Source organism: Oceanobacillus salinisoli, from assembly GCF_009733865.1.
Taxonomy (GTDB): Bacteria; Bacillota; Bacilli; order Bacillales; family Amphibacillaceae; genus Oceanobacillus; species Oceanobacillus salinisoli.
Genome location: NZ_WOFB01000015.1, coordinates 56734 through 79933 on the forward strand (window position 1 = coordinate 56734; position 23200 = coordinate 79933).

The following is a 23200-nucleotide window of genomic DNA, read 5'->3' on the forward strand; positions in this document are numbered from 1 at the left end:
GTATTATTCCCTATGTGGATTTCAAGTAATCACCTCATCTCCACCCTACTTGATAAAATGTGCGATAAATATGATATTTTGGTACAATATTAACCAAAATATCAGGAGTTGAAAACATGAAAGCATGTGGTCTAATCGTAGAATACAACCCCTTTCATAATGGACATAGCTATCATATTCATGAAGCCAAAAAGGCTGCGAATGCTGACTGTATGATAGCCGTTATGAGTGGCTCATTTCTGCAACGGGGAGAACCGGCCATTATAGACAAATTTCACCGAGTGAGAGCGGCTTTAAAAACAGGTATTGATATGGTTATTGAGTTGCCATTCCTATATGTAGTGCAAAATAGTGATATATTTGCCAGGGGGGCAGTCCTAACACTAAACCAAATCGGCGTTTCCAATGTTTGTTTTGGAAGTGAGTCTGGTAATATATCCTATTTTATAAAAAGCTATGAAAACTATAAAGAGAAAGAACCTATTTTTAAAAAAACGTTAAAGTCAGGATTAACGAACGGTCTGTCATTCCCTGAAGCAAGTCGATTAGCTTATCAGCAAATAGGACTATCCGCGGAAGAAGTGGATTTATCCAAGCCAAACAACATACTAGGATTCAGTTATGTACAAGCTATATTCGATTATGACTTACCTATAGAACCATTAACCATTAAACGCACGAAAAATAATTTCCATGATGAACTAATAACAGATAAAATAGCTAGCGCCACAAGTATTCGTAAAAAGATCTTTGAAGAAAAGGATCTTATTCCATCCATCAGAGAAACAATGCCAGAAGAAACTACTTTACAATTACAGAAATATAAATATATGGCAGGTTTATGGCATAATTGGGAACAATATTTCCAATTACTTCATTATCGTGTAATGACCATGTCTCTAGACGAATTAAGCGAAATTCACGGGGTAAATGAAGGCATCGAATTCCGAATTAAAAAAACTGCAAAAAAGGCAATATCTCTTCATCATTGGATAGAGCTAATAAAGACAAAGCGTTATACATGGACTAGAATTCAGCGAATCTTTGTTCATATATTGACAAATACCAAGAAAAAAGATAGTGAACCTTATTTAGAACATGGCTATATCCCTTATGTACGTGTTCTTGGTATGACAAAAAAAGGACAATCCTACTTAAATCATTATAAAAAGAAAGTCCCTGTTCCTATTATTACTAATTTCAATAGAGATTCTAATCCTTTGCTTGAGATGGAGGAAAGAGCAACCAATGCTTACTATAGCATTTTAAAATCGGATGCAAAAATTCAACTATTCCAGCAAGAACTGAAGGCTCCAATTATTGTAGGATAATGGTTGAAACGCTTTTGGGTTGGAGTGGAGGACAATCGACACCTTTTGGAAAAGCGAATACGCTGAGCTGCAGTGAGCGGTTTTTGCTCGCAAGGAGGTTCAAGCATCTCCTTAAGGTGCCGACTGCACAAAGCGGAAATCACCGCCCGCTCATGTGTCGCTGTTTGCAAATTTAGAACTCTTTTAGAGAACCATTCAGGAAAACTCACATTCCCTCGTCTCTTTTAACGAAGCGACTCCTAGAATTAATATATGATTTTCTACTTCAATCACCTTCTTGTAGCTTTGCGAAAAGTGCTGCTTTACTGAATAAAATCTTGCAAACGAGCACATTTATGTTCGTTTGTTTTATGTTTGGAAGTCAAAATTCAAAGCTTCGTCAACCCCACTCACGGCTTGCATTTTACACCTAACGAAAAAAGACTAGCTTCTTCCAGCTAGTCTTTTTCTTCTAGGTTCTCCAGATATTCTAATGCGTCATAAAACGTATTAACAGGTATAATTTGCATATCTGTACCGATTTCTTCTGCTTTTTGTTTAGCAATTTCGTAATTAGAATCTTTTGCGCCATTTTCATATGGTGCAAAGAAGATATCAATGCTTTCTCTGTCAGCAGCGATAATTTTTTTATCTATACCACCAATACGATGTACGTTTCCGTCATAATCAATTTCTCCTGTACCCGCGATTTCGTAACCTTTTGTTAAATCATCTTCTCTAAGCTGATCGTATATTTCTAAAGAAAGCATTAAGCCTGCACTTGGTCCTCCAATGCTGCCACTTGAAAATTCCACTCCGGGTTCCACCGTAACACTTCGGTCCGTTACAAGACTGATACCTACCCCGACTTTACCATCCAAATCATCAAAAGGTTCCAGCGTAATATTTTCTGTCATCCTTTTATCCTCTCTTACAAATTCTAATGTAATGGTATCGTTTGCCTGTTTCTTTTCTACATAATTTATCAAATCATTCGCTTCTTCAATCGTTTCTCCATCGATGCCAATAATGCGGTCCCCTGTTTTTAATTTTCCATCCGCGGGCATTTCTTCGATAACAGAGACAACATATACTCCATTATATTCGATGGATATATCACTTCCTGAAGCTTTGTAAGCAACAACAGTTGCGGCTTCCTGAGAACTTTCCATAACTTGCAGCTGTGCTTCCATATATTCTTGCTGTGAAACTCCCTCAGGAAATACTTGTTCTATTGGAAGAATCTCATTATGGGGGAAAATTTTAGCCAATGCATATTGAACTGGAGTTGCCTGCAAACCGCTAACTGTTACGAGATGCATATCTCCTTTACTCTCAAAGCCATTTTCTACTTCCACCATTGGATTTAATGCGTCTGCTCCTCCTGGTCTCTGTATGTAATATGGAAGCTGATAAGAAGCTAAGAAATAAGCCAATATGATAACAATCATTAAATATACAACATTTTTCTTTGAGAAATTCATTCTTACGGTTTGTCCCCTTCCATCGAATTACAAAGTAAATAATACACTAAAAAGTCATCCTTTATTTAGCTCCAAGTCAAACAGAGTGTGTGGAGGTTTCTATCCTCCTCCACTGCTTGTTAGAAACAAGATAAGGTGTTTAATTTCTGTTGACCCACATTTATATTCCTAAAAGTAACTATATTACTGTAATTAAAGGTCTTAACAGCAATTATTCACGTAAGAAATAGATACTTTTAATAAAAGTGTATGGCATAAATGAGGGATGTATGTGCGTATATTGATATAGACTTGTACAAACTTTTTCCAGATTGAACCTGCCAGCAAAAAGTTTTCAGTAAAATTATTTTACTACTAACCCAACTATATGTACAGAAAAGAGCAGAAACAGCAGGAAACAGTAACTGACTAGGGGGCATCCTTTTTGAAACAAATCATGAAGACAATATTATTTTCAAGTATAACTGTTTTTATTACAATCTCATTAATCAAATTTCCAGATCCGGCCCTAGAAGCTAGCATTCGTGGACTAAATTTATGGTGGGAAGTCGTTTTCCCTTCTCTCCTTCCTTTTTTCATTGCAGCTGAATTATTAATCTCATTCGGGGTTGTAAAGTTTATTGGTGTTTTATTTGAGCCTATTATGCGTCCACTGTTTAATATTCCTGGTGTAGGCAGTTTTGGCTGGATGATGGGAATGGCAAGCGGATATCCAACAGGAGCTAAAATTGCCTCACGATTAAGAGAGCAAAATCAGCTTAGTAAGGTAGAAGCAGAAAGACTCGTATCTTTTACAAATAATTCCAGTCCATTATTTATATTTGGTGCCATATCAGTTGGATTCTTTCACGATGCTAAGTTGGGTGTTTTATTGGCAACCTGTCATTATGTAGGAAATACGCTTGTTGGAATGAGCATGCGTTTTTATGGGAGAAAAAATGAACACCGTACAACAGATAAAAATAAAAAGGTTTCGTTAAAAAGAGCATTCTTTGAAATGCATGAAACGAGATTAAAGGACAAGCGGCCATTTGGAGAAATACTGGGGGATGCTATTTTAAATTCAATTAAATCTTTAGTAATGGTTGGTGGGTTTATCGTATTATTTTCCGTCTTAATTAAAATTCTATTTCTAGTTGGGGTATCTACATTCATTGCTAATATTTTTGCACTGCTGTTAAGTTTTTTAACTTTACCTGCAGAATATGCACTGCCTTTCTTTTCAGGGTTGTTTGAGATCACGATAGGTGCTGACATGATATCCAAAGTAACTACAGACACCTTACTGCAACAGGCAATTCTCGTCAGTTTTATTTTAGGCTTTAATGGTTTTTCTGTACAAGCTCAAGTTGCTAGTATCTTAGCAAAAACAGATATAAGCTTTACTCCATATTTCTTTGCACGCATTCTTCATGGTACGATTGGAAGTTTACTAACTATCATCCTTTATAAACCGCTATATCTTGATAGAAAAACGATTGAAACAGAAGACATGCCCGTTTCAGGACAGGCAACTGAAAGTTTTTGGGTTTCATCATTAGAAGTAATTAGAGAAGCCGGGCCGTTAATAACATTTGCTTTCCTGGGAATTGCTGCAATCATCTTATACAGGAGGAGTATAAAGAAGGATGTTGCATAAAACTGCAACATCCTCTTTTCTACGCATGATGATATTTTTCTTTTAATGCTGTTTGAACAACATTCGGAACCAATCCCGATATATCCCCATGATACTTTGCTGCTTCCTTTACCATGCTTGAACTAAGAAAGGAATATTGATTATTTGTCATCATAAATAATGTTTCAACCTCAGGATTTAGCTTTCGGTTCATCGAGGTAATCTGCATTTCATATTCGAAATCACTTACAGCTCTGAGTCCCCGAATAACAGCGTCTGCATGCTTTTCCTTGGCGTAGTCCATAAGCAAGTGGTCAGAAGAATCAATAATGATATTAGGTAAATGATTGGTAGACTCTTCAAGCAGCTTTACCCTCTCCTCAACAGTAAATAGAGGTGATTTCGCCTGATTATTAAATACAGCAACAATAACTTGTTCAAATATCCCAGATGCTCGTTCAATAATATCCAGATGCCCATTGGTTATCGGGTCAAAACTCCCAGGGCAAATTGCTAATTTTCCCATAGAATAAACTCCCTTTTAGTTCTTCTTTTTATAAAAATAAGAAAGTATAAATTTTTGCGCTTAGATGTCTAGCTCCATCGCCCAGCGACTAGCGGACTTCCCTCACCTCCGTACGATAAAGAAGACTTGCCGATTGGTGAAACCAGAGGCTTAGTCGCACTTATACCCTTGCGGTGAAAGTCAACATCAACTCACTTTTTTTAAGGAAGGCCGACTAAAAGCGGGCCAGCGCTCAGGCGTCGGCATACCCCTATAAAGGGGCATGTTTCCTTTATCTCCTACGGGGACTGTTCGGTTAACCGCCGCTTTGCGCGGCAACACCGAACCACCTGGCATGGCCAGGCGCAGTCCGTACGTCGCTAAACGGGCGCTTGCGCTTTTCTTAATATCGTTATTCCTATCGTTCCTCCATAATTATCTTGCTTCAATATTTCAAATGAATGCTTCATACCAGATAAATCCTCTTTGGGATCGTGCTCACAATAAATAATCCCATCATCAGACAACAACTGAAACTCTACAATCTGATTTATTAATTTTACATAATCAACTTTTCCATATGGAGGATCCAATAAAATTAAATCAAATATTATTTCTCTTTTTGCAGACGCTTTCAACGCACGAAAAGCATCTGCACGAAAAACCTCTACGCTGTCTTCCAACCTTAAAGCTTTTATATTCTCTGTTATTGTATGTACTGCTTTCGGGTGTTTATCTACAAAAACACCTGAAGTCATTCCTCTGCTTATTGCCTCTATTCCTAATGAACCACTTCCTGCAAATAAATCGAGAACCTTACCACCATCAAAAAACGGGCCAATTACTTGAAATACGGATTCTTTCACTTTATCAGTAGTAGGTCTTGTTGATTTACCAGGAACTGCTTTTAATTGTCTTCCTTTAAATTCCCCAGCAATGACCCTCATGTATCCACCTCTATTAACGTATGTTGAAAGCAATAGTCTTTTAAGTGCGTGTTTTGAACATCCTCTTTAAACATACTTTCAAATTTTATTTGCTTTTTATCCTACCATAAAAAGAGAGTGCTGCAAACTAATAAGAAATTAATTGTATTTTTAATGTATATTAAAAAATCTCCATGTACATAATAATAATGATACAACTACTTAATTAGTTGTTTCAAAACACGGAGAAGACTTAAACTTCCCCATAAGTTCTTCCTCCGGTTTCTCCTCTCCCTTTGCCTATTTGTTTTTCTTAGAAAAAACAAAGGGACCTGCAGAATGATTTCTGCAGGTTTATTTTTTTACGTTAGAAAGTATAAAATTTTAGCTTAGTAGTTACTTCTTCCATGCGGCTAAGAATGTTAGCATCCTTCCGTAAATATCATGACAAGTTGTAAATGCCCCCGCAAAGCTAAAAGTAGATGATTCAAGTAAGCTTTCAGGATAGTAACACAGGGAGTGGCCTCGCTAAATCATAGCTTTTCCAATCTTTATCTTCCCATTAGATTCCCATTTTGTAATCGTATTGTTTTGCTTTATCCGGTTTAGCATTTTCATAATCTGTTCGAATAAACGGCCTATAGGATTTTTCAACCTTTGATACAAAGGGGAGTTTTAACAATTTTGTTTCTATATAATCGATATCTGCCTTGTTCACATAAAGAACAGCATACTTTAATCTCCTGGAAGCATATATTAAGTTTCCATGACGCTTAATTTGTTTCAAATTCTTCATATGTTGAAACCAAATAATCAAGCCCTGTCGATTCGTTCTCATTTCTAATTCCTCACTATTTCGTATAGTATATTAAAAACAGTTATAGCTACTGTGATATTTAAAAAGCAATTAAACTTAGAAAAAGATCTTATGTATGTAAAAATAATAGTTATTCAACTAACCTTCAGAAACTACTGAAGGCTAGCCGAATTTAAGAGGCGCATCCACATGCTCCCCCATGTCCACAACCACTATCTGTCAATGCTGCCCCATCTCTAGGTGCTTTGATTTGTTCACTTACACTGTTTGCAACATATTGACTAATTTCATCCAATAGTTTTTGAAGGTTGCGTTCTGCTATTTTATAAGATGCCACTTTTTCATTCATATCCATTTCACGTTTTGTCGTTCTAACCTTTTTCATTATTTCATTGTAGTCAGGGTGATACCTTCCAAAACGCTGTATATCGTCGTAGTGACTTTTCATATCATTAAAAGCCTTAATCAGCTTTTGCGCTTCTTTATCTTCATCAAGTGCAACCCGAGACTTCTTGTAGTCTTCCATAACCTCTGATTCCATAACCATTTTACCAAGTTTCTCAGAATGATCCAGAATATCTACATATTCCAAAGTTGCTATCATCAAAACACCTCCAATCATATTTTATCATTTATTTATCTTTCTGAAAACATATTAAGATTTCTTTGTTCTAATCCTTCATAGCTCCAGCAAATTTGGCAAGCATATTTAACATTTGAACATTATTTCCGAACCTTTCCATTCTTTGTGGAAGTGTTTTTCCATAAAATATTTTTGCTTCTTTTTCCATTTCACGTAAACTGTTGGGGTCTCTAGTTAAATAACGGTACCAAATCGGGTTATATCGAATAAAGTTGACTAAATCTGGTCGATTCGATAGAAACTGATAGACAGATGGGTCCATATTATCTCTCCTTAATCCCGAAACCAATTAAACGGACGGGAGTGTTGTGCATTTTGATGTGGTGGATGCTGAAATTGGTCAACCAATTCCTGAACAGAGGCTATGGTTTTATTCAGATTAGACACTTGGTTCTGTATTTTATTCATATCTATGTTTTCGGTTAACTTCATTAACTGACTCATCAACTCAAAATTCTTCTCTTCTGCCTTATCTTTAGACTTTGCTCTGGACTGTCTCGTCGTTTGATCATCTTTTTCTTTAAATTGATCCCAATAGGGGTCTTCTTCACCTAACAATACCCATTTTTCATAATACTCTTGCCATGTTCTACCGCTTTTTCTTATTTCTCTGAGCAACAATGGATATTTGTTGACAAATTGTTTAAACGATACAACAGATGGATGCAATTTCTGGTCTTCATTTTCCATAAACTCACCCCATAGATAGTCATTTATACTATATAAAATATGCTGCTGTCATTTAACTGTGCTAATCGTGCATCCATCGTGTGAAATGTGAATTTTACTAATGTACTAAATGAAATTATAATGCTTGTGCTAAAAAGTTCTGTGTATAATGAAGACGATAAACACCGACCCCAATATGGGTATATTCGTCATTAAACAATGCTTCACGGTGTCCTTCACTATTGAGCCACCCTTCCATTGCAGCTGGTGCATCTGTATATTGTGCAGCAATATTTTCACCTGCTGACACGTAGAAAACTTCCTTAGCAGCCAATCGCTCCTTTAAACCTTCTCCATCCAGCCCAAAATGGGAAAAATAATCATTTTCAGCCATATCCTTACTATGCTCGTAAGCAACCTCACTGACCGTATCCTCCCACTCCAGAGCTTTTTTACCTTGTCTTTCACGCATTACATTTGTAATATCATAAATTTGCTTTTCCATCCCCTTTTCGACAGCTTTCCACTCTTCTTCACTCATGTTGGGTTCCCCTGGCAATTCTCCTCGATAAACAATTTCATATGGACGATGTTTTAGCAGGGTATCAGCTGTTAAAATGCGAACAGAAGAAAGTTCCTCTGTAAATGAATCAAAGTATAATTGCATAAATACTTCATTGGAGACTTTAACTAGTGGACGAATTTTCACATCTTCCTCTGTTAATCGAAAAGTATAAGAAGATAAAGTTTCACTATAGGTGATTTCATCGGAAAAATTAAACTCATTCTGTAATTCTTCATATGCTTGTCCAATATAAATTGGATCTAGTTCTAAATGGTCACCTGTAGCATATATGGAAACAATTTCTTTATCCAAAACTCCAAATTGTACATATTCAGAATTTGCTTTCTTATAAACCCACCATTCATATCCATATGCACTTGGATCCTTTCGTAAAGGCTCCCCAAATTGTTCCAGCAATTCATTTTCCGTTTGGCTAATCCACCTAAAAATATTCTCTCTAAATAATTCTTCAGGAACGACTTTTGTATCCAGCACACTTCTCTTTTCCTTCACGAAATCAACTGTATTTTCCATAGCCTTATCTTCGGACATATCAGTTTGTTCCATAAAATAAAAGACTGCTAAAGCAATAATCATTACTAATACTAAGCTTTGAATAAACCGCATCTTCAACCGATTCCCCTTTTCCGATTTTAAATATACTTCATTCTATGTCAAAATAAGAGGATACATTCTCTTTTCTCTATCATTTTTAAGATAATTTGTTTTTCTATAGCTCTTATTGCTGAATTGATATAAACTTCGAACTAGTATTGTGCAACGTTGATTTCCGCTCCAGGCAGTCGCGCACTTTAGGGCAACGCTTTAGCCTCCTCGGAGGAAATACACGGAGACTCCTACGGGAAAAATGGCATCGGTGAGACCCCTAAAGAAGACAGCACGATGAGGCTCACCAGCCACCCTAAGGTGCGCGTAGTGTATTTCCGTAGCAATAGTATTTATCTCAAATTAAAGTTTTCTGCAAAAAGCAACCCCCCTTTTGGAAACAGCCTTTGCTATTAATCAATATACTTATATTATTTATAATTTTTTCAATTGCATCTTAAGCGTTTTCGTACTATTATAAGATAATGAGGACAATTATGCGAGGTGAAGAAAATGAAGATAGAAAACACTGGAATTGAAGATGCGGTATTAGATTTGAAACCTCTTGATCATCTTACCGGAAAACATGCTTTTATTCGTGCTGGTCAATGGGATTATGAACGGGTAACTTATGATTACAAAATTGGGTCTAAAGAAAAGAATATTACATACTATATTCGTATTCAAGGTTATGCTATCGAAGGGGACGTGGATAGCGGCGATGCTGTAATTAAACTGTTAACCCCTCTCTTAGGGAAGCATTATTACCCTCACGGTGTCGAATATGGAGAAGGAGAAGAATTTCCTGAAAGTATGGTTGAACGCGCAAAAACGTTACTATCTAAAGTAGCTGAAGAACTCGAACCATATAAAAAGTAATTATCATTCTCTAATTTACTAAAAGGGTGTGAACTTATTTCAAGTTCACACCCTTTTAAGTTAAAACCCCCATATAGCCTTAAAAAGATTAGTTGTTTCTCCTACATCAAAAAGAATATACAAGAATAAGTAAACCATAATTCCCGTAATTGCTGTAAAAAACCATATGATTGATGTGACAGGACCAATCTTTTGATGCTTTTCAATCTTACGCTTAAATGCAAGTGTTAGGGATATAATTCCGAAAATTGCCCCTGTTGTTGCCAGGATAATATGGAATATAAGGAAAATTGTATAGTATATTTCTAATTCAGCGGGTCCTCCAAAACGCGTATTTCCTACAAATATCGTCCGTGACATATAGATGATGAAAAACAACAAAGCACTTACAGATGCAGCAATCATTGTTATTTTATGGGCTTTAACTCGCCCTTTAGCTATAAATCTCCACCCGAATGCAACGAATATTGCACTCAAAAGTATGAAAAATGTACTTAGTGTCGGTAAAAAAGGCATAATTTGCATAATTCCTTTCTATAAAAAATATATCATAATTTTATTAATCAAACTCAATTAATGTGTTTCTAATGTTGTATTGGTATTAGGTAATTCATCAATTTTAGATCCATCCGCCTTAAACCAACCATACAACACACTTGTTAACACCGCACCATATGTAAATTCCTGAATCACTTTCATAATAATACCACCTAATTGCTGGTCTCCCATGATACTTAGCGGTGAGAACATTTCCGGTCCGGATAGCTCTGAAGCAATCCCAGTCAAAATATCTGCCGGAACACAGAGGCTTAAAGCAGTAAGCCATGCCCCATCATGTGTATAAGCAGCATAAAGAGGGGCTGAAGCAAATATAATTAAAACACAGGCAGGGGTAATAAGTACACTATTCACAAAAATATAGGCTACTTTCAGCAACGGTTTTAATTTATCCAACTCCTTAACAGGTGCCAGCAACGGAAGCCACATAATAAATGCAGCGATTAATAAAAATAGATGGATGATAGTATGTGCCATTGGTGACGACTTAGAAAAATTAAAGATTACTGGAATATGATACAGGCTAAACAATCCATTAAAAAATAATAGAGAAATAATAGGCTTTGTTAAAAAGTCAATAATATTGCCGAGCACTGGAACATGGTATATTTTTTTCCATATCCATACAGGCAACCCTTTTATGATTAAAATGGGAACGATGATTAAATAGATTGCCATCTGAGTCATATGTGCTGTTAACATGATATGGGATAATAAATCGACAGGCGATCCTTTCGCAATATAAATTAAAACGATACCGATATAAAACGAAAATTGCTGGATCCGGGTTGGTCTTGTGTCGCCGCCAAATATATGACGGTATGGACCAGTTATAAGATAATACGCAATTGCTATTACAAGAAGAAATATAAAAAAGTAAGGGCTCCATAATGCACGAAAGCCAAATATCTGCAGTTCTAGCCACATACATACTCACTCCAAAATGGATATTTTCTTTATTATACAATATACAGATAGTGGAAACCTATTTAGAATGTGACGAAATTATAAACAAACACTTTAGAAAAACTCGCATTCGCTCGTCCTTTAGCGAATGGGTAGTTTTTCTTATACTTAGGACGTTAAAATTTTAGCTGCGTCGAAAAACTTTGCTAAAATTTTATACTTTCCTAACGTATAAAGAGATCGGGATATACATCCCGATCTCTTTAGTTATCATCTGTATTGTTATTATTTTACCACCAAATAATAGTCGTAAAAGTAAGAATGGTTATGATGGCAATCCATATGCCACCATATATTAAAGCTGCAATTACTTCATGTCCCTTGTCTTTCATATGCATAAAATAGTAAAACTGAAACCCAACTTGCACGACAGCTAGTGTAAGTATAACCGGAATTACATAAGTCTTATCCATTCCTGCTGCAACAACAAGAAATGCAATTAATGTAAAGATAATCATTAGTGCAAAAGTAATAACTTGATGTTTCATTTCTTCTTTTTGCTTATGCCTTCTGAAGGAATTCAGTTTATTCGTGTGATCAGTCATAAATTAACTCACCATCCCCATCAAGTATACTACAGTGAAAATAAACACCCAAACGACATCAATAAAATGCCAGTAAATAGCAAAAGTATTATATTTAGGTGCATTATACAAGCTTAATCCCCGTTTTGCATTTCGGACCATCAATGCAATTAACCAGCTCAAGCCAAACACAACGTGCCCTCCATGGAAGCCAACTAAGGTATAGAAAGCTGATCCAAATGCCGAGGAACGAAAAGTAAATTCATACTCATGTATATAGTGTGCAAATTCATATATTTCACATGCAAGGAATGCGATACCAAGTAACGCAGTAATTCCAAACCACAATTGCATCTTCTTAAAGTTGTTGTTTTTCATGTGATAAATAGCATACACACTGGTTAAAGAACTTGTTAATAACAAAATTGTCATAATAAACACAAGTTCTAAGCCAAATAAATCCTGTGAAGATGGTCCACCTGCAGTTGACTGATGTAATGCCAAGTATGTTGCAAATAAACAAGCAAATAAAACTGTCTCCCCACCTAAGAAGAACCATAAACCAATATATTTATGTTTACCTTCTTGGGTTGCTTTGGCTGGATCCTGTGGAAAAGATTCAGGATTTAAGGAATGATCTTGACTCATATTAGTCAGCCTCCCTTTCTAGGTCTTCTTTATGAATATGGAAGCCATGGTCATCTTTCAGGGATCGAATCAGCATGCATCCTAAAGCAATTGCCATCCCAGCATATAGAACGATTAGCCATGCCTTGCTATCTACTTGATAAATAAATCCAAGAGAAGCAATAAAGAACCCTATTGTCATAATTAATGGCAAGATGGAACCATTCGGCATATGAATATCATTTAAAGGCTCTGCCGGAGTCATTTTTACGTTTCCATCCATTTTTTCAATCCATAATGGATCTAATCCACGAACCAATGGTAACTGTTTAAAGTTATATTCTGGTGCTGGTGATGAAATTGCCCATTCCAGTGTACGCCCAGTACCCCATGGATCAGCGGAAGCTTTTTCACCTTTCATCGTTGTATAAACAACATTGATGACAAAAACGATAGAACCTAATGCCATTAAGAATGCTCCGATTGTACTTACTAAGTTACCTGTATCCAAGCCCTGATTTTCTAAGAATACCCAATAACGACGCGGCATTCCCATTAAACCAAGAAAATGCTGAATAAAGAAAGTTAGATGGAAGCCAATAAAGAATAACCAAAAAGCAATTTTCCCCATACCTTCATGTAAGACTTTACCAAATAATTTTGGCCACCAATAATGCAATCCAGCTAAAATACCAAATACTACCCCACCAACAATAACGTAGTGGAAATGGGCTACAACGAAATATGTGTCATGATATTGGAAGTCAGCAGTAGATGCCGCAAGCATTACCCCTGTCATTCCCCCTATAGTAAAAGAAGGAATAAATGCAAGAGACCATAACATTGCAGAATTAATTCGAATGCTGCCACCCCACATTGTCGCTAACCAGTTAAAAATCTTAATACCTGTAGGAACTGCAATCGCCATGGTTGCTACTGCGAAAATGGCGTTAGCGACTGGTCCAAGACCTACTGTAAACATATGATGGGCCCAAACCATAAATCCTAAGAACGCAATCATAAACGTTGCAAACACCATGGATGAGTATCCAAATAACCGCTTTTTAGCAAATACAGGAAAAATTTCACTGAAAATACCAAAAGCAGGTAAAATCAAAATATAAACTTCCGGATGACCAAAGATCCAGAACAAATGTTGCCAAATAACAGAGTTACCACCTAGGGCAACATCAAAAAATGCGGAACCAAACATGCGGTCAAACATAAGTAAAAATAAGCCCACTGTTAAAGCTGGAAACGCAAATAAAATTAAGATACTTGCAACAAAAGTAGTCCAGGTAAATAACGGCATACGCATATAAGTCATTCCCGGTGCACGCATCGTAACGATGGTAACGAGGAAGTTAATGCCCCCCATTAATGTTCCAGCACCTGATAGCTGCAATCCCATTACATAAAAATCCACCCCGTGTCCTGGGGATTGTGTGGAAAGTGGAGTATACGCTGTCCAACCTGCGTCTGGTGCTCCACCTAAGAACCAGCTAAGGTTTAACATAATTCCACCGAATAAGAACAGCCAAAATCCCAATGAATTCAGAAACGGAAACGCAACATCACGTGCCCCTATCTGAAGTGGCATAATTGCGTTCATAAAACCGACCAATATTGGTGTGGCCGCTAAAAATATCATTGTTGTACCGTGCATAGTAATCATTTCATTATATAAGCCTGCACTAATGAAATCATTTTCTGGTGCCATAAGTTGAATACGGATAATAAGAGCTTCAATACCACCAAGTATAAAGAAAAATGCACCAGCAGCTATATACATATTCCCTATTTTTTTATGGTCAACTGTTGTTAAGTAATCCCATAAAATCGCACCGAAGCCCTTGTTTTGAGTAGATGCAATACTCAAGACTTTAACCTCCCTTTTGTGTCTTTCATCCCATTAAGTATTATTTCTATATATCTAATTGCCAGCACTTTCCGGAGTAACATCAGAATGATCCAATTGCATTAGATATTCTGCAATACTATTTGCTTCTTCTTCAGAAAGGCTAGGATAATTACCAGTCATTTTATTACCTGGTTTAATTGTTTCCGGATCGAGTAACCAATCCACTAAGTTTTCTGTTGTCGGCTCTAAAATTCCAGCAATTTTTGTACGGTTCGCATAGTTGGTTAAATTAGGACCAGTTGCAACTGGTGAAGAACCAATCGCGTGACATGCCATACAATTATTTGCTTCAAATAATTCTTGTCCTTCTGTTGCTACAGCATTCTGTGGTGTTTGTTCAGGATCTACATTCTTCATATCTTCTACCCAAGCATCAAATTCTTCTGGACTGACTGCAACAATTTTAAAATCCATTAATGAGTGTGAAGGGCCACAAAGTTCAGCACATTTCCCCCAATATACGCCTTCTTCATATGCTTCAATGTACATGGTATTTACATTTTCAGGATTGGCATCCATTTTCCCGGATATAGTTGGAACCCAAAATGAGTGAATAACATCAGAAGCTTGAATATCTAAATATACTTTTTCACCAACTGGTATATATAAGTCCTGACTTGTTTGAATTTCTTCACCCTCATAATTAAAATGCCACCAATACTGATTACCAGTAACTTCAACATTTAAAGAACTGCTGGCATCTGTTGTATCAGCTAAATCAAATACAGATATAACAGTAGGAACAGCTAGAACTAAGACCAAAATAATTGGTATTCCGGTCCATACGATTTCTAATGTGTGATTCCCTTCAACTTGCTTTGGAATGTAATCTTCCTGACCTTTCTTTTCACGGAACTTGACAAGAGCAATGGTGAAAACCAACATTACGATTATAAAGACCGCTACCATGATAATGATAGACAATATCATAATGTCCATTGCTTGTTCTGCACCATATCCTTTAGGGTCAAGAGCAGTTAAGTTTTCTTTGCCACATGCTGAAAGCACAATGGCCACAAAACCTAACATGATTAAAGCTTTCATTTTTCCCATCCAACGACTCATGTATTCATACCTCTCTTTCTCCTTATATCTATTATCTATATTTTATAAAAAATATAAACAAGGTTAAAACTAATTAAAAATCGGTAACGTAACAATAATCATGAGCATAAATATAACCGTTAAATAATTTAACGAATAGATAAAAATTATATTTGCCCATTTTAAATCATCATTTGTGAACAATCCTATTATACCGAAAATCAGCCAACCAATATTAAGCAATGTGGCAACAACTACAAATACGGTACCCAGAGATGTTAGAAAATAAGGTAACGGTAGCAAGCAGGCAATATAGACTACGATTTGCCGCTTTGTTATATCAAACCCATGGACAACCGGAAGCATCGGAACTCCTGCTTCTCTATAATCTTCCGTTTTTTTCATAGCTAATGACAGAAAATGCGGTGTTTGCCAAATAAACATAATTAAAAACAAAATAAAAGGAACGATATGGAACTGAGGATACACGGCCGCCCACCCAATTAATGGCGGCATCGCTCCAGAAAAACTTCCAATAATCGTATTTAATGTAGTTTTTCTTTTTGACCACATCGTATACAAAACGACATACACAAACCAGCCAACAAAACCAAAAAAGGCTGCTTCCAAAGTGGTAAACGACAATAGTATTAATCCAATAATGGTCGCAGCAATCCCCATGGTCAATACTGCCTTAAGCGAGAAAAATCCTGTCACTGTAGGACGGTTTCTTGTCCGAATCATTTTTGGATCAATATCTACATCATACCAATTATTGACCATACATCCTCCGGCTATAACTAAAGCGCTTCCTATCATTGTAAGGAAAAACAAATCCCAGTTCTGGGATAGGGAAGAACCAGTAAAATATATTGCTAACCATAAACCTGCAAAAGTAGTAATTAAATTAGAATTAACAATACCAATCTTTACTAAAGCTTTAATTTCTGAAATGATTTTTTTTAATTTTTGTCTACTTGATACGGAGGAGTCCTGTATCGTTTCTGAATATGGCGCACCCGCTTTATTCATATACCTCTATACCCCCTTTTAGCACGATGTCAATGTTGTGAAATCTAAAGATTCATTAAAAAGGACACTTATCAATCTCAATAATTCATTGTATCACGGAAAGATAATATAATCTAATTAGCCATATTGTATACTATCTTATCACGGAGTACGCCTTTGAAATGTGACAAAAATCTGAACTTAAGTAAAAACTGGTGAAATTACCGGGAAAATATGTATTCTTAAGACTGCTAGTATTAGAGTTAGCAATTATTCCCTATTCTATTTCTAGCAAACTACAGGAAATATTGCAAGGAGTTTTTTACTTTTTGGATAGTGAAAATATAATCTAGTCGTGTTACTATTTAATATGTAGTATATTATTGGATTATTGAAAGATCTAATATTAATATAAAGGTACAAGTAATTATCATCTAAACATCATAAAGTGAGGCATACATAACATTATGATCAAAAAATTAAAATGGTTATCTGTTGTAGCAACTTTCGGTATGATTCTTATTTTACTGGGAGGAGCACTGGTAACAAAGACCGGTTCGGCTGATGGCTGTGGAGATAGCTGGCCTCTTTGTGAAGGACAAGTAATTCCCTCAGAGTTTACCTTTGAGATGGTTGTCGAACTAAGCCATAGGGCTGTTTCAGGAGTAGTGGGTATCGTTGTTGTTCTTTTAGCAGTACTGGCATGGAAAAATATTGGGCATATTCGTGAAGTTAAATTTCTGTCTGTTATGTCTGTGGTTGTGCTAGTACTTCAAGCATTAATAGGGGCAGCCGCAGTAATGTGGGGCCAATCTGATTTTGTATTGGCAGCTCATTTTGGGATTTCTTTAGTTTCCTTTGCATCTGTTTTTCTACTTATGCTGCTTATCTTTGAAATTGATAAAAAATGGGATACAACATCCTTATTTATCCAAAGAAAACATCGAATAGAGATTTACTGCCTTTCCATATATACCTTATTTGTTGTATATACTGGGGCATTGGTTCGCCACACGGAATCCAATTTAGTTTGTGGGGACTGGCCGTTTTGCAATAACGGGTCACCATTAGCTTTTCAGGATTATAATTTTCAACAATGGATACAAATGGGACACCGGTTAGCAGCAGGCCTGCTTTTTATTTGGACAATCATTCTTTTTGTAAAAATGATTAAAACCTATCGCAATCATAGAGTGGTTTACTGGGGATGGATTATTACCCTAACATTAATTTCCCTTCAGGTATTTTTCGGTGCGATGATTATTTTTACGATGTTAAACCTTGGAGTCGCTTTAATGCATGCACTAGTCATTTCCTGTTATTTTGGCATGTTAAGCTACTTTATGCTGCTGTCAACTAGAAGTGCAAAAGCTGATTCAGCTAATTTGAAGAAACAAACGGAACTTAATCACTCTGCAATTAAATGATAATCTTTATTATAAAGCTTGACAATCGCCTGGCTATTAGATGATTGTCCCAGTTCCACTATGCAGATAGAGGCTGGGACAAAATGTGATTTAAAAGAAAAAACCGAACTATGATTCAAACTTCTTAGTTAGAATCATAGTTCGGTTTTTTTAATGACTCTTTTCCTAAAGTTTTTTGTTATTGAATTGATATAGAATGCGAATTGCAAGAGCTGCACAAATAGGAATTTTCATTAGTCAGGAGTTTATATCACATATGGAACAACATTTTCCTGTAAAAGCAAAATCTTTTATTGCTTTAAATAACTCGCATTCGATTGTCTTTTAGTGCTGTATTCGTTTTTTATAGTTGGAACTCTTAAGATTTCAGCTACATCGAACCCACTTCTTGACTATTTTATACTTTCCAAACGTGGAAAAAGGAAGCTAACCTCGCTTGGTTGCTTCCTTTATTCTATTCTTATTCAAATTCTATTAGGAGGTCGTCTACTTCTATTCCGTCTCCCTTGTTTACATGTATGTCTTTAATAACTCCTCTAAATGGGGCTTGAACAGTTGTTTCCATTTTCATTGCTTCTGTTGTTAATAGGTAGTCCCCTTTGTCAACATGATCACCTTTCGAACAATTTACCTCTAAAACCGTACCAGGCATTGTAGCACCAATTTGTTTTTCATTTCCTTTATCTACTTTCGGTCTGGAAGCAAGTGATGATTGGATGCTTACATCTTTAACATTTACTTGCCTTGGTTGACCATTTAATTCAAAGTATACCGTACGTGTTCCGTCTGGTTTAGGTTCAGAAATAGAAATTAACTTAACAAAAAGCGTCTTCCCTTTTTCAATTTCCACTTCAATTTCCTCACCCAACTTCATTCCATAAAAGAATGTAGGGGTATCCAGTACAGACATGTCACCATACTGCTCATGGAATTTTTGATAATCCATAAAAACTTTTGGATATAGAGCGTATGAAATGACATCAAAACTTGTTACTTGGCGGTTTAATGTTTTAAACAATGAATTTCTAAGTTCTGTAAAGTCGATTGGATCTAATAATTCACCTGGACGAACGGTGATTGGTTCCTTCCCTTTTAGGATAATACGCTGCAGTTCTTTTGGAAATCCTTGATAAGGCTGACCGATATATCCCTGAACAAACTCAATAACAGAATCAGGAAAATCAATGGACTCCCCACGCTCATATATATCGTCTTCCGTTAAGTTATTCTGTACCATGAATAATGCCATATCCCCAATGACCTTGGATGATGGTGTTACCTTTACAACATCCCCAAACATATCATTTACTTGACGGAACATAGCTTTCACTTCATCCCAGCGTTCACCTAAGCCAACAGCTTTTGCTTGCTGCTGCAAGTTACTATATTGGCCTCCCGGCATTTCATGGAAATATATTTCAGTATGTGGTGCTTTCATACCACTTTCGAAACCTCTGTAATAATCACGAACCCCTTCCCAATATGCGGAAAGTTTTTCATAGTTTTCTACATCGATTTTTGGTTTGCGATCATTTCCTTCCAATGCATGATATAATGTTTGAGCACTTGGCTGGGAGGTATGACCTGCCATCGAACCACTTGCAACATCAACCACGTCCACACCTGCATCAATTGCACGTGCATATGTGTAAATACCATTTCCACTAGTATCATGCGTATGCAAGTGAATAGGTAAGTCCGTCGTTTCTTTTAAAGTGGAAATTAATTGATAAGCTGCTTCTGGTTTTAGTAATCCAGCCATATCTTTGATTCCTAAAATATGTGCTCCAGATGCTTCCAATTCTTTTGCCATATTTTTGTAATATTCCAGGTCATATTTTGTTCTGCCTTTATCCAGTATATCACCTGTATAACATACTGTAGCTTCTGCAATTTTATTATTTTCACGTACGGACTCGATTGCAAGCTTCATTCCATCAATCCAATTTAGACTATCGAAAATTCGGAAAACATCAATTCCAGCATTGGAACTCTTCTCAACGAACTCGCGAATCAAATTATCAGGATAGTTCTTGTACCCGACTGCATTACTCGCTCTTAGTAACATTTGGAATAAAACATTTGGCATTTTCTCACGCAATTTCAACAATCTGGTCCACGGATCCTCTTTTAAGAAGCGATACGCAACATCGAACGTCGCTCCGCCCCACATTTCCACAGAAAATAAATTAGGAAGCAGCCTGGATGTTGGCTCAGAAATTTGTAATAAATCCTTTGTTCTAACCCGAGTTGCTAGTAATGATTGATGTGCATCACGGAACGTAGTATCAGTCAGCAATACTTCCTTTTGTTCTTTTAACCAGGAAGCTAACCCTTCTGGACCCTGTTCATCCAAAATTTGTTTTGTTCCTCGTGGTACTTCCTCCATATTATTTATTTTTGGAATTTTTAATGGAGAAAAATCAGGCTTGTCTTTTTTATTTCCGTCCATTCCATTTACGGTTGTATGGCCAATATACGTAAGCATTTTTGTACCACGGTCTTTCCGTTTTGGAAAAACAAATAACTCAGGTGTTTTGTCAATGAACGTTGTATCATATTCACCAGACAAAAACTGCTCATGCATAATTACATTTTCCAAAAAGTGAATATTTGTTTTAATACCACGAATTCGGAATTCCTTTAAATTTCGGACCATTTTATGTGCAGCTTGTTCAAATGTGAGTGCATGCGTTGAAACTTTCACTAACAAAGAATCATAATGTGGTGAAATAACTGCACCTTGATATGCATTACCTGCATCCAGCCTTACACCAAATCCACCACCTGAACGATAGGCCATAATTTTTCCTGTATCTGGCATGAAATTATTTAACGGATCCTCTGTAGTAATTCGAGATTGAATAGCATAACCATTTGTACGAATACTATCCTGTTGTGGAATTCCAATTGTATTACTAAACAAATCATAGCCTTGAGCAACTTTTACTTGTGTTTGGACAATATCTATACCTGTAATCATTTCTGTAATCGTATGTTCTACTTGGACACGAGGATTTACCTCAATAAAGTAGAACTCATCATCTGTTACAAGAAATTCAACTGTACCAGCATTCAAGTAATTTACATTTTCCATCAATTTAACAGCTGCTTCGCAAATTTCCATACGAAGTTCCTCAGGCAAGGAAATACTAGGAGCAATTTCAATTACTTTTTGATGACGACGCTGTACTGAACAATCTCTTTCATAAAGATGAACAATGTTGCCATGGTTATCCCCGATAATCTGCACTTCAATATGTTTTGGATTTTCAATGAGTTTCTCTACATAAATCTCATCATTACCAAAAGCAGCCTTCGCTTCTGATTTCGCACGTTCGTAAGCTTCCGTGACACTTTTCTCGTTACGGACAATTCGCATACCACGTCCTCCGCCACCGAGAGATGCTTTAATGATAATAGGATAACCGTGTTTTTCACCAAATTGTATGACTTCATCAAGCGTTTCTACCGGACCGTCACTTCCTGGTATAACCGGTAGACCTGCATCCACGGCCTGTTCCCTTGCTTTGACTTTGTCACCAAACATGCTTAAATGTTCACTGGTTGGACCAATAAAGATAATCCCTTCTTCTTCACAGCGCTTCGCAAATTGGATGTTCTCGGATAAAAAGCCATATCCGGGATGAATTGCATCAACATCCACTTTCTTTGCAAGTTCAATAATTCCTTCTATATCCAAGTATGCATCAATTGGTTTCTTCCCTTCCCCAATCAGATAAGCTTCATCTGCTTTAAATCGGTGGTAAGAACCTGTATCCTCCTGGGAGTAAACAGCGACAGTACGAATGTTCAGCTCCGTACATGCACGGAATACACGAATAGCAATTTCTCCACGATTGGCAACTAATACTTTATTAATTCGTTTGATTTCTTCCATAATATTCCTCCTCTATTATTCTTTTAATTGGTAGGTTCATTTTCTTTTCTGTTCACATTCATTGCAATATTATTTAAAATCCCCATAGATATTAGCAAAACTAATAGTGAGGACCCACCATAGCTTACAAACGGAAGTGGTACACCTGTTATAGGAAGAATTCCACTTATCGCTCCTAAATTAATAAATGCTTGAATACCCACCATAGAAGATATTCCAATTGCAAGTAATGCCCCGAAACTGTCTTCACATTTTCTAGCAATAAAGATTCCCCTTAATACAATAATAGCAAGCATACCAATTACAATAATGACACCTATTAAGCCCAGTTCCTCTGCAATAATTGCCATGATAAAATCTGTGTGTGCTTCCATTAAGTAACCGAGTTTTTGAACACTTTGCCCAAGTCCTTCTCCTGTCAGCCCACCAACTCCTATTGCTAAGTAAGACTGAATTAAATGGTATCCATCCGAATCCGGTGTCTCAAATGGCTGATAAGCACCGGTAAACCTGGAAAGTCGTTCTTCGGTAACCATAAAAGGAATGGCAAGAAGAATTAAGGCTACACCTGTTGCTATTAAAATAGATAGATGCTTAAACTTGATCCCTGAGCTAAATATGACAGAACAAGCAATTAAGAAAATAATTGCTGCAGTACCTATATCCGGCTGCAATACAATCAGCCCTAAAATAATGCCAGTCATAACTAAAGGTGGTAATACTCCCCGATAAAACTCATTTATATACGCTTGTTTTTTTGAATAAACCGAAGCAAGGTACATAATAAGAGCTAATTTTGCAAATTCTGCAGGCTGCATACTCATCGGACCCAAAGCATACCATGACTTTGCATTATTTACGGCATTTCCAAAAGGGAATAACCCTATCAGTAGGATAATAACAGCAAAAATAATCACTTTCATTAATTTCTGATAATTCTTGTAAGGAAAGATGGAAGTGCAAATAAAACCAATCATACCAAAAGCAAACCATATACCTTGTCTTATTAGATAATGTGTGCTTTCCCGTCCTTCAACAACGGCACTAACCATGCTTGCACTGTAAATCATTACAAGTCCAAATGCTGACAATAGTATCGGGGTAATGATTAAGGTGTAATCATAATCTTTCAATCTTTTAATCATCTTACTACTCCCTGCTATATGTATTCCCAAAATAGTAGATGAATAGAAATATTT

Annotated in this window: 21 protein-coding genes; 4 read left to right on the forward strand and 17 right to left on the reverse strand. The window is 36.4% G+C overall.

Annotated features, from left to right (window positions below):
* Window positions 1-116 precede the first annotated feature (116 nt).
* Window positions 117-1331: a nucleotidyltransferase gene (locus GMJ66_RS11375; protein ID WP_156290441.1), complete on the forward strand. Its 1215-nt coding sequence runs from the start codon at window positions 117-119 to the stop codon at window positions 1329-1331.
* A gap of 437 nt (window positions 1332-1768) precedes the next feature.
* Here GMJ66_RS11375 and GMJ66_RS11380 read toward each other — a convergent pair whose 3' ends face one another.
* Window positions 1769-2794 (reverse strand): SepM family pheromone-processing serine protease, encoded by a 1026-nt coding sequence (locus GMJ66_RS11380; protein WP_156290442.1) that lies wholly within the window; start codon window positions 2792-2794, stop codon window positions 1769-1771.
* A gap of 424 nt (window positions 2795-3218) precedes the next feature.
* Between GMJ66_RS11380 and ylbJ the strand changes: the two genes are divergently transcribed.
* The gene (gene ylbJ, locus GMJ66_RS11385; RefSeq protein ID WP_197046674.1) at window positions 3219-4433 is read left to right on the forward strand and encodes a sporulation integral membrane protein YlbJ; all 1215 of its coding nucleotides are present in this window, start codon (window positions 3219-3221) and stop codon (window positions 4431-4433) included.
* Between the two features lie 19 nt (window positions 4434-4452).
* On the opposite strand, the gene coaD is transcribed toward ylbJ, so the two are convergent.
* From coaD to GMJ66_RS11420, 7 genes are all read right to left on the reverse strand, one after another.
* Entirely contained in the window at window positions 4453-4938 is a 486-nt protein-coding gene (gene coaD / locus GMJ66_RS11390; protein WP_156290443.1) for a pantetheine-phosphate adenylyltransferase, read from the reverse strand.
* Between the two features lie 359 nt (window positions 4939-5297).
* Window positions 5298-5864 carry a 16S rRNA (guanine(966)-N(2))-methyltransferase RsmD gene (gene rsmD / locus GMJ66_RS11395; RefSeq protein ID WP_156290444.1) on the reverse strand — a complete coding sequence of 189 codons (567 nt, stop codon included), beginning with the start codon at window positions 5862-5864 and terminating at the stop codon, window positions 5298-5300.
* Between the two features lie 541 nt (window positions 5865-6405).
* Complete coding sequence (locus tag GMJ66_RS11400) at window positions 6406-6681, reverse strand: YlbG family protein (RefSeq protein ID WP_156290445.1); 276 nt, start codon at window positions 6679-6681, stop codon at window positions 6406-6408.
* 151 nt (window positions 6682-6832) lie between these two features.
* Entirely contained in the window at window positions 6833-7264 is a 432-nt protein-coding gene (locus GMJ66_RS11405; RefSeq protein ID WP_156290446.1) for a YlbF family regulator, read from the reverse strand.
* A gap of 67 nt (window positions 7265-7331) precedes the next feature.
* Window positions 7332-7565: a YlbE-like family protein gene (locus GMJ66_RS11410; RefSeq protein WP_156290447.1), complete on the reverse strand. Its 234-nt coding sequence runs from the start codon at window positions 7563-7565 to the stop codon at window positions 7332-7334.
* 11 nt (window positions 7566-7576) lie between these two features.
* Entirely contained in the window at window positions 7577-7993 is a 417-nt protein-coding gene (gene ylbD, locus GMJ66_RS11415; protein ID WP_156290448.1) for a YlbD family protein, read from the reverse strand.
* A 115-nt stretch (window positions 7994-8108) separates the two neighbouring features.
* Window positions 8109-9164, reverse strand: coding sequence for a CAP domain-containing protein (locus GMJ66_RS11420; protein WP_156290449.1), 1056 nt, complete (start codon window positions 9162-9164; stop codon window positions 8109-8111).
* A gap of 492 nt (window positions 9165-9656) precedes the next feature.
* Here GMJ66_RS11420 and GMJ66_RS11425 point away from each other — a divergent pair, with 492 nt between their 5' ends.
* On the forward strand, window positions 9657-10022 hold the full coding sequence (locus tag GMJ66_RS11425) for a YugN family protein (protein ID WP_156290450.1): 366 nt from the start codon (window positions 9657-9659) through the stop codon (window positions 10020-10022).
* A 60-nt stretch (window positions 10023-10082) separates the two neighbouring features.
* On the opposite strand, the gene GMJ66_RS11430 is transcribed toward GMJ66_RS11425, so the two are convergent.
* From GMJ66_RS11430 to cyoE, 7 genes are all read right to left on the reverse strand, one after another.
* Window positions 10083-10538, reverse strand: coding sequence for a DUF420 domain-containing protein (locus tag GMJ66_RS11430; protein WP_156290451.1), 456 nt, complete (start codon window positions 10536-10538; stop codon window positions 10083-10085).
* Window positions 10539-10595: 57 nt separating this feature from the next.
* Complete coding sequence (gene ctaG, locus GMJ66_RS11435) at window positions 10596-11507, reverse strand: cytochrome c oxidase assembly factor CtaG (RefSeq protein WP_156290452.1); 912 nt, start codon at window positions 11505-11507, stop codon at window positions 10596-10598.
* A gap of 269 nt (window positions 11508-11776) precedes the next feature.
* Window positions 11777-12091, reverse strand: a complete 315-nt coding sequence (gene ctaF, locus GMJ66_RS11440; RefSeq protein WP_156290453.1) for a cytochrome c oxidase subunit IVB — start codon at window positions 12089-12091, stop codon at window positions 11777-11779.
* Window positions 12092-12094: 3 nt separating this feature from the next.
* Window positions 12095-12718 carry a cytochrome (ubi)quinol oxidase subunit III gene (locus GMJ66_RS11445; protein WP_156290454.1) on the reverse strand — a complete coding sequence of 208 codons (624 nt, stop codon included), beginning with the start codon at window positions 12716-12718 and terminating at the stop codon, window positions 12095-12097.
* A 1-nt stretch (window position 12719) separates the two neighbouring features.
* The gene (gene ctaD / locus GMJ66_RS11450; protein ID WP_156290455.1) at window positions 12720-14576 is read right to left on the reverse strand and encodes a cytochrome c oxidase subunit I; all 1857 of its coding nucleotides are present in this window, start codon (window positions 14574-14576) and stop codon (window positions 12720-12722) included.
* 54 nt (window positions 14577-14630) lie between these two features.
* A complete protein-coding gene (coxB, locus tag GMJ66_RS11455; protein WP_156290456.1) occupies window positions 14631-15683 on the reverse strand; it encodes a cytochrome c oxidase subunit II in 1053 nt (350 codons plus the stop codon).
* Window positions 15684-15752: 69 nt separating this feature from the next.
* Window positions 15753-16694, reverse strand: coding sequence for a heme o synthase (gene cyoE, locus GMJ66_RS11460; protein WP_156290457.1), 942 nt, complete (start codon window positions 16692-16694; stop codon window positions 15753-15755).
* 446 nt (window positions 16695-17140) lie between these two features.
* Here cyoE and GMJ66_RS11465 point away from each other — a divergent pair, with 446 nt between their 5' ends.
* On the forward strand, window positions 17141-18100 hold the full coding sequence (locus GMJ66_RS11465; RefSeq protein ID WP_156290458.1) for a COX15/CtaA family protein: 960 nt from the start codon (window positions 17141-17143) through the stop codon (window positions 18098-18100).
* Window positions 18101-18560: 460 nt separating this feature from the next.
* On the opposite strand, the gene pyc is transcribed toward GMJ66_RS11465, so the two are convergent.
* A complete protein-coding gene (gene pyc / locus GMJ66_RS11470; RefSeq protein WP_156290459.1) occupies window positions 18561-22001 on the reverse strand; it encodes a pyruvate carboxylase in 3441 nt (1146 codons plus the stop codon).
* A gap of 23 nt (window positions 22002-22024) precedes the next feature.
* A complete protein-coding gene (gene ftsW, locus GMJ66_RS11475) occupies window positions 22025-23146 on the reverse strand; it encodes a putative lipid II flippase FtsW (RefSeq protein WP_156290460.1) in 1122 nt (373 codons plus the stop codon).
* Between the last annotated feature and the right edge of the window lie 54 nt (window positions 23147-23200).

Coding starts and splice junctions, on each gene's coding strand:
- GMJ66_RS11400 (WP_156290445.1), bottom strand. CDS start 6,681: ATGAGAACGAATCGACAGGGCTTGATTATTTGGTTTCAACATATGAAG.
- ftsW (WP_156290460.1), bottom strand. CDS start 23,146: ATGATTAAAAGATTGAAAGATTATGATTACACCTTAATCATTACCCCG.
- ylbD (WP_156290448.1), bottom strand. CDS start 7,993: ATGGAAAATGAAGACCAGAAATTGCATCCATCTGTTGTATCGTTTAAA.
- GMJ66_RS11405 (WP_156290446.1), bottom strand. CDS start 7,264: ATGATAGCAACTTTGGAATATGTAGATATTCTGGATCATTCTGAGAAA.
- GMJ66_RS11425 (WP_156290450.1), top strand. CDS start 9,657: ATGAAGATAGAAAACACTGGAATTGAAGATGCGGTATTAGATTTGAAA.
- ctaG (WP_156290452.1), bottom strand. CDS start 11,507: ATGTGGCTAGAACTGCAGATATTTGGCTTTCGTGCATTATGGAGCCCT.
- GMJ66_RS11410 (WP_156290447.1), bottom strand. CDS start 7,565: ATGGACCCATCTGTCTATCAGTTTCTATCGAATCGACCAGATTTAGTC.
- GMJ66_RS11380 (WP_156290442.1), bottom strand. CDS start 2,794: ATGAATTTCTCAAAGAAAAATGTTGTATATTTAATGATTGTTATCATA.
- coxB (WP_156290456.1), bottom strand. CDS start 15,683: ATGAGTCGTTGGATGGGAAAAATGAAAGCTTTAATCATGTTAGGTTTT.
- GMJ66_RS11445 (WP_156290454.1), bottom strand. CDS start 12,718: ATGAGTCAAGATCATTCCTTAAATCCTGAATCTTTTCCACAGGATCCA.
- GMJ66_RS11420 (WP_156290449.1), bottom strand. CDS start 9,164: ATGCGGTTTATTCAAAGCTTAGTATTAGTAATGATTATTGCTTTAGCA.
- pyc (WP_156290459.1), bottom strand. CDS start 22,001: ATGGAAGAAATCAAACGAATTAATAAAGTATTAGTTGCCAATCGTGGA.
- ctaF (WP_156290453.1), bottom strand. CDS start 12,091: ATGACTGATCACACGAATAAACTGAATTCCTTCAGAAGGCATAAGCAA.
- coaD (WP_156290443.1), bottom strand. CDS start 4,938: ATGGGAAAATTAGCAATTTGCCCTGGGAGTTTTGACCCGATAACCAAT.
- GMJ66_RS11465 (WP_156290458.1), top strand. CDS start 17,141: ATGATCAAAAAATTAAAATGGTTATCTGTTGTAGCAACTTTCGGTATG.
- cyoE (WP_156290457.1), bottom strand. CDS start 16,694: ATGAATAAAGCGGGTGCGCCATATTCAGAAACGATACAGGACTCCTCC.
- GMJ66_RS11430 (WP_156290451.1), bottom strand. CDS start 10,538: ATGCCTTTTTTACCGACACTAAGTACATTTTTCATACTTTTGAGTGCA.
- GMJ66_RS11375 (WP_156290441.1), top strand. CDS start 117: ATGAAAGCATGTGGTCTAATCGTAGAATACAACCCCTTTCATAATGGA.
- rsmD (WP_156290444.1), bottom strand. CDS start 5,864: ATGAGGGTCATTGCTGGGGAATTTAAAGGAAGACAATTAAAAGCAGTT.